This window comes from Acinetobacter sp. SK-43 (assembly GCF_015351505.1).
GTDB classification, from domain to species: domain Bacteria; phylum Pseudomonadota; class Gammaproteobacteria; order Pseudomonadales; family Moraxellaceae; genus Acinetobacter; species Acinetobacter junii.
Genome location: NZ_JADKPY010000054.1, coordinates 1 through 12,082 on the forward strand (window position 1 = coordinate 1; position 12,082 = coordinate 12,082).

10 protein-coding genes and 1 pseudogene are annotated in these 12,082 nt (G+C 38.0%); 1 reads left to right on the top strand and 10 read right to left on the bottom strand.

Going from position 1 to position 12,082, the window contains the following annotated elements:
- From hchA to IRT38_RS11080, 8 genes and pseudogenes are all read right to left on the bottom strand, one after another.
- Positions 1–748: glyoxalase III HchA (gene hchA / locus IRT38_RS11045; protein ID WP_409514096.1), on the bottom strand; the 748-nt coding region annotated here is incomplete at its 3' end.
- A 106-nt stretch (positions 749–854) separates the two neighbouring features.
- Positions 855–1,859 carry an NAD(P)H-quinone oxidoreductase gene (locus IRT38_RS11050; protein ID WP_194597717.1) on the bottom strand — a complete coding sequence of 335 codons (1,005 nt, stop codon included), beginning with the start codon at positions 1,857–1,859 and terminating at the stop codon, positions 855–857.
- Positions 1,860–1,866: 7 nt separating this feature from the next.
- A complete protein-coding gene (locus IRT38_RS11055; RefSeq protein ID WP_194597718.1) occupies positions 1,867–2,742 on the bottom strand; it encodes an AraC family transcriptional regulator in 876 nt (291 codons plus the stop codon).
- Positions 2,743–2,899: 157 nt separating this feature from the next.
- A complete protein-coding gene (locus tag IRT38_RS11060) occupies positions 2,900–3,208 on the bottom strand; it encodes a hypothetical protein (protein WP_075696518.1) in 309 nt (102 codons plus the stop codon).
- Between the two features lie 31 nt (positions 3,209–3,239).
- Positions 3,240–3,935, bottom strand: coding sequence for a GntR family transcriptional regulator (locus IRT38_RS11065; protein WP_004639207.1), 696 nt, complete (start codon positions 3,933–3,935; stop codon positions 3,240–3,242).
- A gap of 11 nt (positions 3,936–3,946) precedes the next feature.
- The gene (gene uca, locus IRT38_RS11070) at positions 3,947–7,552 is read right to left on the bottom strand and encodes an urea carboxylase (protein ID WP_194597732.1); all 3,606 of its coding nucleotides are present in this window, start codon (positions 7,550–7,552) and stop codon (positions 3,947–3,949) included.
- A 16-nt stretch (positions 7,553–7,568) separates the two neighbouring features.
- Complete coding sequence (gene atzF / locus IRT38_RS11075; protein WP_194597719.1) at positions 7,569–9,395, bottom strand: allophanate hydrolase; 1,827 nt, start codon at positions 9,393–9,395, stop codon at positions 7,569–7,571.
- A 412-nt stretch (positions 9,396–9,807) separates the two neighbouring features.
- A pseudogene (locus tag IRT38_RS11080) lies at positions 9,808–10,155 on the bottom strand (zinc-binding dehydrogenase); the annotation flags it as partial.
- Between the two features lie 204 nt (positions 10,156–10,359).
- On the opposite strand from IRT38_RS11080, the gene IRT38_RS11085 reads away from it, so the two are divergent.
- Positions 10,360–10,848, top strand: a complete 489-nt coding sequence (locus IRT38_RS11085; protein ID WP_194597720.1) for a pyridoxamine 5'-phosphate oxidase family protein — start codon at positions 10,360–10,362, stop codon at positions 10,846–10,848.
- On the opposite strand, the gene IRT38_RS11090 is transcribed toward IRT38_RS11085, so the two are convergent.
- Positions 10,840–11,463 (bottom strand): class I SAM-dependent methyltransferase, encoded by a 624-nt coding sequence (locus tag IRT38_RS11090; protein WP_194597721.1) that lies wholly within the window; start codon positions 11,461–11,463, stop codon positions 10,840–10,842. The genes IRT38_RS11085 and IRT38_RS11090 overlap by 9 nt on opposite strands.
- Positions 11,464–11,482: 19 nt before the next feature.
- Positions 11,483–12,073, bottom strand: a complete 591-nt coding sequence (locus tag IRT38_RS11095) for a uracil-DNA glycosylase family protein (RefSeq protein ID WP_125318651.1) — start codon at positions 12,071–12,073, stop codon at positions 11,483–11,485.
- Positions 12,074–12,082: the final 9 nt, after the last annotated feature.

Below are 12,082 nucleotides of genomic sequence, written 5' to 3' on the forward strand. Positions count from 1 at the left end.
AGATTTCTACACCAAGCTTTTCAAGCTTTTCGCCGACGAGCCACGGCAATTGTCCAGGCATATATCCAATATCAATATTGGCACCTTTATCTAATGAATCTGGGAAAACACAGACTTGATAGCCTTTAAAAATATAATCATTTGGACTTTCATCAACTGCGGCTGCTAATAAAGAAGCTGGGCCATGACATAAAGTAATAACATATTTGTCATTATCCACTGCCCATTTTAATAAAGCCTTAACTTCTTTACTCTGAGGAATTTTAGCCAAAACCCCATGCCCACCTGGAATGAAAATACCAGCATATGGTGAGTCACTGCTTAAAGCCTGATCTAAAATATCTGCCAATTTAAGTGGAGATTTCAGTTGTTTTTCGTACTTGTGATAGGTATCCAAAACCACTTGCTCTTCTTTTGGCATTGCCCACATTTCCAGTTTAACTGGATTACCTGAAAGTGTTGCAACGTCAAAGGCAAAACCAGCATTGTCTAAATGGAACATCGGTAACAACATTTCTACTGGATGATTTCCTGTAGAAAAAAACTTGTCATTTTGCATCAGAATATAGCGTTCATCCGTTGCAATCATGAGGATCTTTTTATCGCCTTGATATGGATTTGGATATGTAGTTCCGTCATAGTCAGTTTTTGGAGCCGTATACTGACTTAGAGAATAAGGTGATGGAAAAAAAGCATTATCTTCAGCTAAATCTGGGGTTGGGTTACGATCATCTATATTTATTGTCATGTTCAAATTCCTTCTAGGATATGTTTGATTTACATATTGCTTTTCCAAGTGATCATTCTCAAGCTTGATGTATAAATAGGCATAGAATGAATACGATTAGGCAAAATTAGGATTTAATTTCGAGTACCACTTTTCCAACATGTTCACTGCTTTCCAAACATTGGTGTGCTGCTGCAACCTCTTCAAAAGCAAAAGTCTTATAAATAATCGGTTTACATTGACCTGTTTCGATGAGTGGCCAAACAAACTGCTCCAATTCTTGGGTAATTTTTGCTTTTTCATCATTGGTTCGAGCACGCATCGTTGAGCCAGTCACCACAGCGCGTTTGAGCATGAGTTCTTGAATATCAAAGCCATCTACTTTTCGACCGCCCATAAATCCGATAATTACCAGTCGCCCATCTCTTTTTAGCAATCTCAGATTCTGATTAAAGTAAGCAGCACCGATAATATCTAAGATCACATCAACACCTTGCTGATCTGTGAGTGATAAGATTTCTTGTTCAAAATCTTGCTTTTTATAATTAATAACAGTCGAAATTGAGCTTAATTTTTCTGCTTTTTCGTCACTTCCCACTATGGAAAAAGTCTGAATACCCATCGCATGACATAAGCTCAACGCTGTAGAACCAATTCCACTGGCTCCTCCATGAATTAACACGGTTTCATTCTTTTTTAACTGTCCGATCTGAAATAGATTTGCCCATACTGTGAAATAAGTTTCTGGAATAGCTGCAGCTTCAATAAAACTCAGATTTTTTGGAATCACTAAAGTTTGATTTGCTGGGACAGCACAGTATTCTGCATATCCTCCGCCGTTAGTCAGCGCGCAGACTTTATCACCGACTTTAAATTTTTCTACTTTTGAACCGATTTGCGAAATGATGCCAGCAACTTCCAATCCTGGAATTTGCGTTACGCCTTTCGGCATCGGATACAACCCTTGTCGTTGCAAAATATCAGGGCGATTGATGCCTGTGGCATAGACTTCAATTAGTACTTCATCTTCTTTAATCTCAGGTTTCTTACCTTGTACAACTTTTAGAACTTCAGGACCGCCAGCTTGAGTAATTTCGATATATTTCATTTGTTCACTACTATTTTGATTCATGATTTACTCATTCCTTATCTATATTTACTTCAGTTTGATTAGGAGAAAAACCAAACTGCTTTTTAAACTCTCGACTAAATTGAGATGAGCTTTGATAACCAACAGCATAAGCTGCTTGAGCAACGCTTTGGTTTTCGTTTTGCAACATTTGTTTTGCCTTATGCAACCGCGTGACTTTGAGATACTGCAAAGGTGAATGTAATGTGACTTGTTTGAATGCTTTATGAAACGCAGAAATACTCATATTGGCTTGCTCAGCAAACATTTCCACTGTTAATTTCTCTGTAAAATGATGTTGAATATATTCACAAATCTTATAAATCTGTCGTAAATTGCCTTGAACTACTAATCCTGTTAAAGCATCTGCACCCGAATGTTGAATCACTCGATACAATAACTCTCGTTTAATTTGTTCACCTAAAATCAAGCTGTCTTGTTCAGAACTTAAAGTTTTTAATAATCGTATCAATACATTCGAAATGGTTTCATCATATTGAATGACACTCATGCCTGTAGTGAGTGGTTTAAATTGCTCATTTTCAAAATATATTTTTGCTAATAACTCATTTACCGTATTCGCCTCTAGTTTCATGCTGACCGCAATCATAGGTAATTCAGGACTCGCAAACGTATCACAATCAAATGGCATAGACACAGAGACGATAAGGCATTCACCTTGCTGAAATGCATAGGTTTCAGTTCCGATATAACCACGTTTACTGCCTTGTAAAACAAAAACTAAGGTCGGTTCTTGCAATACGGCTAATGGTGGTGTGTTGTGATCTACACGCATCAAAGTGATGCCATCTATTGCCGTAGCAAAGAAGCCTTCTTTAGCAACAAGTTTTAAAAACAGTGAGCTAAGTATTTGGTTATTCATCATGTGTCATCTGATGATTCTAAATTTGATTTTTATTATTAAATAGAAAATTCAGGAAAGATGTTAGTTTTATGCAGGATTAGGCATAGAAAATAGAGTTTTGTGAAGTTCATTTAAACATGTGATATAGATTTATAAAAATGATCTAGCAAACTAAATCTTATTTATTATCAGAAAAAACAATAGCTAAGAAAAATAATAGTGTTATGAAAGCACCCACACCTAAACTAACCATAATTATTTCTAGATTCATAAACTCCATCAATATACCATGTTTTCCCCACGCACCATCAAAGCCATGATTTTCAGATTTCCTACCTAATCCTCCAATGATACAAAACCCTATACTAGAAATAAAAAAAATACTTAAGGAAGCCTTCCATAGTTTAAAAAGTTTGAGAAATGAAATTAAACTCATTCCAAGTATAGTCACAATTGAAGCTACAACGGCATAATGCCAGTTATCCATAAAAATCCTTATTGCTCACCATACTCTAATCTTAATAAAACTGACTCGAATCCAACATCTGTAAAGTAATTTTTTTCACTTCATCACGACTTTGCATAATATGTGCTTCAATCGCTTGAATGGCTTCATCTACTTTACGATTAAAAATATAACCCAGTATTTTCTGATGCTCCTGATAAGTCGCTTCAACGCGATAATCTTTTGAGAAGTCTAAACGACGAATAATACGGATTCGCTCACTCAAATCACGATGAATTCTCGCCATTTCATTATTTCCAGAGGCGCGAACCAATGCGCAATGGAAATCTTCATCTTGTTGTGACAGTTGTTTAATGTCTTTTAGATATTGATGAGGTTCAATCAACCATAAATCTTTTAAAACGGATAACTCAACCGAGTTTTGATGATCCATCTGACAAAGTTTACGAATCGAATCTTTTTCTAATACGATCCGCACATCATAAAGTTCTTCATAATAACGAAAATTGAGCGGTCGGATTTGCCAACCGCTACGAAAACTCACATCAACATAACCCTCTTGTTGCAAACGATATAGTGCTTGTCGGATTGGGGTACGACTTACATCATAAGCTTTTGCAACTTCGGATTCAGTGAAACGTTCACCCGGCATCAATTTGAAATCAAAGATATCATTCTTGATACGTTGGTAAACCAGCTCAGACAAATTGTCTGAGCTTTTTGTTGTTTTTATTTTGGTTTCTTTCATGCAACCTTGCCTTATTCCATATAAACCAGTGGTTCACCACTATGTACGGTTTGCCCTGCTCTACAAATAATAGCTTTTACAATGCCATCTTCTTCTGCATAAACCGGAAGTTCCATTTTCATTGCTTCAATAATAGCAACAGTTTCACCTTTTTTAACCTCTTGACCATGTTCAACAAAGATTTTCCAGATATTACCTGTCATCGATGCATTCAATGATGCTAAATGACTGTAATCAGCATGGTTATTTTCTTGAATCTGTTCTTCAGGTTGAGCTGCAAACTCCTCTTTCCAGCGATCCACTTCAGTTGTGAATGCTTGTTGTTGCTTAGCTTTAAACTCGGCAATACTTTCAGCTTCATTCTCTAAGAATTTTACATAATCTGCATAATCGAATTCTGTTTCTTCAATCTTGATCTCAGCACGACCATTTTCAAAGTCAGCACGCCATCGATTGAGTTCTTCTTCTGTAACCTCAAAATATTTAATTTGATCGAAGAATTGTAAGAACCATTGTTTATCACCAAATTGTTTGTTTTTCTTAAACTTGTTCCAAATTGGTAAAGTACGCCCAATCAATTGATATCCGCCTGGTGAATCCATGCCGTAGATACACATGTACATACCACCAATCCCAACAGTTCCCTCTGCGGTAAAGGTACGAGCTGGATTATATTTAGAACTGAGTAAACGATGGCGTGGATCGATTGGCACAGCACAAGGTGCCGTTAAATACACATCACCCAAGCCAAGAATTAAATAGTTTGCATCAAAAATAATATCTTTGACTTCATTCCGATCCGCCAAGCCATTAATGCGTTGGATAAAATCAACGTTATTTGGCAACCACGGTGCTTTAGAGCAAACACTTTCTTGATAGCGTTCTACAGCTCCTAAAGTCGCACTATCTTCAAATGCCATCGGCAAATGTACGATACGAGATGGGATTTTTAATTGGCTCAAATCACCCATCTCTTTTTCGAGTTGAAGTAATTGAGCAATCAATTGTGATTGTGGAATTACTAAGCCATCGTATTTAATCTGTAGTGAACGAACACCTGGTGACAGTTCCAATACGCCTGCAATTTTTGCATCACGGATCATTTGAATCAGTTGATGCACCCGTAAGCGCAAAGCCAAATCTAAAACATTTTCGCCGTATTCTAAGAGAATATAACTATCACCTGCTTGGCGATACACTGTTTTTGGCGATAATTCAGTTGGTTCACGTTGTGCCAAAATCGTACTGACAACCTCTTGAATTGGCTCAATTGTTTCTACAATTTTGCTTGCTACCGCAAAGTTTTGGATATTTTCAATTTGCTGACGTTCAAGTTCATTGGCTTGTTCAACACTAATCGGATAAAAACGGATTTTATCATCAGCTTTGAGCTGCCCAACTTTCCAAAGTTCTGCTTTGGCAATAGTCACAGGACAAACGAAACCACCTAAACTTGGACCATCTTTCGCCAGAATCACAGGGAAATCGCCTGTGAAGTTAATTGCACCGATCGCATATTCACAGTCATGTACATTTGATGGATGTAAACCTGCTTCACCACCATTTTCTCGTGCCCAGCTTGGCGTTGGTCCTGATAAACGCACGCCTAAACGATTTGAGTTAAAGTGAACTGTCCACTCTGATGCAAAAAACTCTTCCACATATTCTGGTTTAAAGAAATCTGGTGCACCATGCGGACCATATAACACCGCAATTTCCCATTCATTACTATATTCAGGAATCAAGTCAGCCGACAACGCTTGAGGTTCATCATGTGCAAGTGGCAACTCTGCGCTAGCAAATGTTGGCTCAACCATTTTTATCATGTCACCGACACGTAAGGTACGACCTGCATGACCACCAAAATTACCAAGCGCAAAAGTAGAACGACTGCCTAAATATAAAGGGACATCCAAACCATTTCGTACCGCTAAATATGTGCGACACCCTGATCCAACTTGACCGATTTTTAAAATTTGTCCTGCTTTAACTTCAACAGGTTTCCAAAAATCAATTTTTTTATCGTCCAATAAAGCTACACAGCTTGCACCAGCAAGAGCAATGGTTGTATCTGCATGGAACTTTAATGTTGGTCCAACTAAGGTAAACTCGAAACCTGCGGCTTTAGCATCATTCCCAACAATACGATTGGCAAGCTGAAATGCATAATCATCCATTGGACCCGATGGTGGTACACCAATATCCCAATAGCCTGTACGACCCGGATAATCTTGAATTGAACTTAAAGTTCCTGCTTGAACAACTTCAATCACGTTTGGCGTGTAGTTGAAATCATCCAACATTCTTGTCCAAATTTGCATATCATCAAAACGCTGATCGGAAATAATCGCACGGGCATAATCCAGATTGGTGCTAATACCATTCAAGCGTGTTTCCGCCAAAACGGTTTTTAATTTTTCAATAGCACTAGCACGATCATCAGCATGCACAATAATTTTGGCAATCATCGGATCAAAGTATTGAGAAATCTCTGTGCCCGTTTTGACCCAAGTATCAACACGTGTACCCTCTGGAAATGCAACCTCTGTCAGCACACCGGGACTTGGCTGGAAATTTTTTATAGGATCTTCGGCATAAACTCGGACTTCAATCGCTGCACCTTTAGGCTGAATATTGCTGAGATATGCCCAATCAAGTTCATCACCAGCAGCCACTTTGAGCATGCATTCAATCAAGTCTAGACCTGTCACCATTTCAGTGACTGGATGTTCAACCTGTAAACGCGTATTCACTTCTAGAAAATAAAACTCATCTCGATTGGCATCGTAAATAAACTCTACTGTTCCTGCACTACGATAATTAACGGATTTCCCGAGTTCTATCGCTGCTTGATGTAGTTTTTTACGTGTCGCTTCAGGTAAATTTGCCGCAGGCGTTTCCTCTACCACTTTCTGGTTACGACGTTGCAAAGAACAATCCCGTTCACCAAATGCAACGACTTGTCCTTTTCCATCACCAAAAATTTGTACTTCAACATGACGCGCTTTATCAATAAAGCATTCAATAAATACGCCTGCATCCTTAAAGAATTGTTCTCCCAAGCGTTTGACACTTTCATAAGCATCGGTCAAGGCTTGTGGTGTATCACAACGAGTCAAGCCAATCCCACCACCACCTGCGGTACTTTTCAGCATAATTGGATAGCCAATACGATCTGCGGCAGTCAGTGCCTCTTCTAAACTATCCAACAATCCAGTTCCTGGTGTCATTGGTACATTGGCAGCAGCAGCTAATTCACGAGCACGATGCTTTAGACCAAATTCTAGAATTTGCTCAGCCGTTGGTCCCATGAAAGCAATATTATTTTCTTCGCAAGCACGAGCAAAATCTGCACTTTCAGAAAGAAAGCCATACCCAGGAAAGATTGCTTCTGCGCCAGTTTGTTTAGCTGCCTGAATTAATTTTTCGATACTCAAATAAGTATCGGCTGGTTTTAAACCCTCTAATGCAATTGCAATATCAGCATCTTCAACATGTTGCGCATAACGATCACTATCCGAATACACAGCAACACTGGTTACACCTAATTTTTTAAGTGTGCGAATCGCTCGAACAGCAATTTCACCACGGTTTGCAATAAGTACAGTTTTAAACATGATGATTTCCCCCCAATTAATTCGCTGTGTTTGCTGCTTGGCTGTTACGATGCTGGATATAGGCTCTCCATCCACCAAAATGACTAATATTCTCTGCATCATCTATGCCATAAGGCTCACAGATAAAACCTTTCACCCAGCGCCCATCTTCTAGTTCGACATTGCCCATCCCTAAAGGCGTCGGAATTTCTGCAACAAATTCACCAAATCGAGCAGTTGGAACATCCCAAAGTTCTACAATGATGCTTTGTCCATCTTGCTGACGCGCTAAGCCGGGTTTCGGCGGAATCGTGCCGTTTAAGGCATACAGCGCATAATGTTTTGAGGTTTTAGTGGTTTCGATATGTACGGCATCACGGGTGGTGAGTTGGAAATTTAATGGCATACCTGTCAAATGAGCACCGACGACTGCAACGCGAATATGATGTTGTGAAATAGGTGTAGCAGAACTTAAAGGTAGAGCTTTATCCAATGCACCTAATTTCAGTGCAAGATAGTTTTGCCAAGCTTTACCAAAATGAACCAATGCCGCATCATGCCAAGCTGGGGCAATTAGAGTGATTCCAAATGGTAAATGGTCAGCTCTAAACCCTGCTGGCAAAGCAAGCGCACTGAGATCGGCTAAATTAGTAAAATTGGTATATGTTCCCAAATGAGCGTTAAATTCAATCGGATTTTGTTGAAGCTGCTCAATGGTATAAATTGTAGGTGCGGTTGGAACAATTAAGGCATCAAAATCAGCTAATCTTTGTTGGATTTTTCGAGTTAAATCTTGTTTTAAATATTCTGCATTGTAGGCATCCACCGCTGAATATTTTTCACCGTTTTTAATAATTTCTAATACCGTTGGATCAAATGCATCAGGATTGGTTTTCAGTAAATATTCAACGGCTGCGGTACGTTCTGCCACCCATGAACCTTGATATAGTTGCACCGCCAGTTGCTCAAAATCTGAAAAATCAATTCTAGTAATTTCAGCATTTAATGATTCAAGCAATTGAATTGTTTGCTGAAATGCTTTTTCTGATTGCTCATCCCCAAAGAAATTTAGTTTTTCTGGAATGGCAAATTTTAATTTGCTAGAGAAATGCACTGGAATATTCTTTGGATGCTTACGTGAATAACTATCCAACGGATCATAGGCCTCTAAAACATTTGCAACCAAGTCTGCATCTGCAACAGTTAAAGCAAAAATCGAAATACAATCTAGACTTTTACATGCAGGCAATAACCCACGATTAGAAAAGCGTCCTTTGGTCGGTTTTAACCCCACAATATTGTTAAACGCTGCGGGCACACGTCCTGAACCTGCGGTGTCTGTGCCCAATGAAAATGGGACAAATCCACGAGCAACCACACTTGCTGAACCAGAACTTGAGCCACCACTGACATATTTAGAGTTAAATGTATTTGCAACAGCACCATATTGAGAGCGAGTTCCCACTAAACCCGTTGCAAACTGATCAAGATTAGTTTTACCAATGACAATCGCTCCCGCTTGTTTTAACAAACGCACTGTTTCGGCATCTTGTACTGCAATTGTATTTAATGCCTTACAAGCTGCGGTAGTTACAAACCCTGCAACATCAATATTATCTTTCACTGCAAACGGAACGCCGTAGAGTGGAAATTGTTTTTCTAAACTTTCAGCTTCTTTGCTTAATTCATTGAGAACTTGAATTTGCTGTTCAATCTGTTCTAACGTCGCAATTGAAATCCATGCATTATCTTGAGGATCAATTAATGCAACTAAATCTTTTAAAGTATTGAGTCGGATCTCATTTTTCGAATAAGCTGTTTGCCACTCTGAAATTGTCCAACCTAAAGTTTTTATTTCATACATTTTATGAATCCCATCTTGTATACAAGTTTGGATAGATAAATGCAGAAAGTGTGCCAGTTTATTTTTTACATAAAATTCAATTAATTACCTTATTCACCATGAAATTTTAAACTTGTAGATTAATTAATGGTGCTAAAAAGGCTTTGTTTTAATGCGCTTGCGCCACAATTCAGCAAGATGCGATTTTATTTAAGGGCTTAAGCTTAGTTTTAGAGCAAAGTTTTTCTTGAATTTTGCAATTTTAGAAATGAAAGCTATGAATTTGATCATTGTCAGCTTAGCTTTGAGCAGAACAAAAATCTTGATCGTTAGAGCTCTATATTTTAGGTATTTTTTGATATGTGGCTTTGAGATGCTTAATTATGTAGCTTTTGATGATGCAACACGCATCATCAAATCCAGATTTTAACAATTAAAAATGAATCACGGTACGAATCGATTTACTCTCATGCATTAAATCGAAAGCCTTATTAATGTCTTCAAGCGACATAGTATGAGTCACAAATGGCGCAAGTTGAATTTCACCTTTCATTGCATCTTCAACCATTTTAGGTAATTGTGAACGCCCTTTTACCCCACCAAAAGCAGTTCCAATCCATTTACGACCTGTCACCAATTGGAATGGGCGAGTTGAAATTTCTTGCCTTGCACCAGCCACACCAATAATCACAGATTGTCCCCAACCACGATGTGCGCATTCTAATGCTGAGCGCATGACATTGGTGTTTGCAATACATTCAAAAGAATGATCAACACCCCAACATCATCACGACCCTGAAAGTACCAGATTTCAGTGTCTTACCATGCATTTTGTCTCTTATTTTCCAGTGGAATGGATGATGTAAATCAACTATGCTCTCATATTGAATTTGCCGAATTGACAATTTATTGAAAATTAAATAGCAATATTATCTTACTTTTTATGTGCTAAATTACCTTGAGAAACAATAACAAGGATAAACACATGATTTTAGAAAAAGACTGGAAAAATATTCAACGGATTTTTAAACTTGCACAAAAAGCATCAATACATGCTTCAATTGCAACAGTCGATCAGTATGGGCAACCCAATATTACCCCTATCGGCACTGTCTTTTTAAATGACAATCAAACCGCTTATTTCTTTGATACATTTACAGAAAGATTGGGTGAAAATCTTAGCCAAAATTCCAAAGCCTGTATTCAGTCTGTTAATAGCGGAAAGCTGTTCTGGCTAATTTCACTGATTCAGGGAAATTTTAGTGATTATCCTGGCGTTCGTTTATATGTGGAAATTGGAGATTTACGTCCAGCAACTGAACCAGAGAAACTTGCAGTGGAACAACGAGTGAAACCACTGCAATGGACAAAAGGCAGTCAACTGATCTGGTCTGAATTTACTCATGTCCGTGACATCAAGATCAATGATTTTAGATGGATCAAATACCCAAGAATGATGGAAAATCTAATCTAAACGCATTTCAAACAGGCACAGCCCCTCAATCTCTAAAGGCATCTTGATATTTTCAAAAGCTGCCGCTTTTAAAGCATCGATATGCTCCTGTTTGTTCATATAAAGCTGGTCATTTTGCATGGCATGAGGTGCATATAGATGATCACAAACCAAGTAACAACCTTGAGGTTCTAATAAGGTTGTTACTTTTTTATGAAAATCGGCAGCATATTTTTTATGTCGAAGCTCATGCAATGCCTGATGAATGATAATAAAGTCATATTTTTGATTTACAGCATTTTGCCACTCAGGCTCTTTAAAGTTTCCAATGAGATAATTCGCTCTTGCTCGTTCAGAGGGAGTTAACTTCTGTTGAGCAAGCTGATGCATAGCCTCAGAAAAATCGAAAGCGGTATATTGAATATTGGGCAATTGCGACAATAAATGTTGCGCTAAAAATCCTGGCCCTGCTCCCAACTCCAGAATATAACCTTGATCAGAAGCATGCGTCTTAATCAGATTGGCATAATAATCAAAGAAATCCTTTCTCCACGGACGCTTAACATTCGCTGTTTCTTGCCATTCAAATGCATCAGCGTAGTTTCGCAGATCAATTAGACTTTCAACATCTTTCATTATGATTCTCTGTATTTAACTAAACCAAGCCAATTTCTTCAAAAAATAGCTTATATGCTTCTGCCTTCTTATCTAGAGCTAAAGGATAAGCACGTGACGATGAAGGTAAACGATATAAACTTAACTCTCGCTCCATATAGTTTACTTGCACAGATTGTCCAATCATCGGTTTAATGGGGTTCTCAGGAAAATGCTGCATCAGTGTATCTGTCGCTTTATCACCAGTCGTCATAATGGTGTGACATGCAGGAATTTGGATGAGTAATTCTGACAAATCTGTAGGCGTGACTATTTCTAGAAATTTATCAGATGCATTACCTTGTAATCTTTTAATTCGAAATGCGGTATCGAATATTCCTACACCAATTTCTATCAAAAATTCACGAATTTTTTGTTCTTTAAAGTTTTTATTTGATAAATCAAGGAAATAGTTTTTATCTTTGAAAAATATTAATCCGAATATTCGCCACATGTCATTTTGATAATTTGGATAGTAAAAATTCATCCTCCATCTGTTTTGAGGAGGAGGAAAGCTTCCCAACATTAGCAACTTAGCATTATATGGTAAGAATGGCTTCAGTGGATGTGTTTCAATTTCTAAAACAGTCATTAAAATCTA

Coding starts and splice junctions, on each gene's coding strand:
- IRT38_RS11050 (WP_194597717.1), bottom strand. CDS start 1,859: ATGAATCAAAATAGTAGTGAACAAATGAAATATATCGAAATTACTCAA.
- IRT38_RS11055 (WP_194597718.1), bottom strand. CDS start 2,742: ATGATGAATAACCAAATACTTAGCTCACTGTTTTTAAAACTTGTTGCT.
- IRT38_RS11060 (WP_075696518.1), bottom strand. CDS start 3,208: ATGGATAACTGGCATTATGCCGTTGTAGCTTCAATTGTGACTATACTT.
- IRT38_RS11065 (WP_004639207.1), bottom strand. CDS start 3,935: ATGAAAGAAACCAAAATAAAAACAACAAAAAGCTCAGACAATTTGTCT.
- uca (WP_194597732.1), bottom strand. CDS start 7,552: ATGTTTAAAACTGTACTTATTGCAAACCGTGGTGAAATTGCTGTTCGA.
- atzF (WP_194597719.1), bottom strand. CDS start 9,395: ATGTATGAAATAAAAACTTTAGGTTGGACAATTTCAGAGTGGCAAACA.
- IRT38_RS11085 (WP_194597720.1), top strand. CDS start 10,360: ATGATTTTAGAAAAAGACTGGAAAAATATTCAACGGATTTTTAAACTT.
- IRT38_RS11090 (WP_194597721.1), bottom strand. CDS start 11,463: ATGAAAGATGTTGAAAGTCTAATTGATCTGCGAAACTACGCTGATGCA.
- IRT38_RS11095 (WP_125318651.1), bottom strand. CDS start 12,073: ATGACTGTTTTAGAAATTGAAACACATCCACTGAAGCCATTCTTACCA.